The sequence below is a fragment of the Nocardioides terrigena genome (assembly GCF_003047265.1).
In the GTDB taxonomy this organism is placed as follows: domain Bacteria; phylum Actinomycetota; class Actinomycetes; order Propionibacteriales; family Nocardioidaceae; genus Nocardioides; species Nocardioides terrigena.
In genome coordinates this window covers 1-553 of the sequence record NZ_PZYY01000073.1, presented here as the reverse complement: position 1 = coordinate 553, position 553 = coordinate 1, and the positions used below count along the sequence as shown (strand labels likewise).

The following is a 553-nucleotide window of genomic DNA, read 5'->3' as shown; positions in this document are numbered from 1 at the left end:
ATTTTTTATTTGGAGCGTCAGGACCTTCAGGGTTACCTAATTGACCTTGTAAGTATGCTTCGTTCGCTTTGTAGAATTGAAGAATACCGTCCCAAGAAGCCCATTGCGTATCGGTATCGATGTTCATTTTGATCGCACCGTAGCCGATTGCTTCACGGATTTCTTCACGGCTTGAGCCTGAACCGCCGTGGAATACGAAGTCGATTGATTTCGCAGGAAGATTACGTTCTTTCGAAACGAACTCTTGTGACGCACCTAAAATAGAAGGTTTTAATTTTACGTTACCCGGTTTATAAACGCCGTGTACGTTACCGAATGCCGCCGCAACGGTGAAACGCGGGCTTACCGGATTTAATTGATCGTAAACGTATAATACGTCTTCAGGTTGAGTATATAATTTCGCTTCTTCAACATCAGAGTTATCCACACCGTCTTCTTCGCCGCCGGTAATACCGATTTCGATTTCAAGCGTCATACCCATTTTGTCCATACGCGCTAAATACTCACGACAAATCGCCATATTTTCTTCAATCGGTTCTTCCGAAAGATCGAT

General features: G+C 43.8%; 1 protein-coding gene. It reads right to left on the bottom strand.

From position 1 onward, the window contains the following. The coding region (gene fbaA / locus DAE25_RS22915) for a class II fructose-bisphosphate aldolase (protein ID WP_107768569.1) at positions 1–553 on the bottom strand (553 nt) is incomplete at both ends.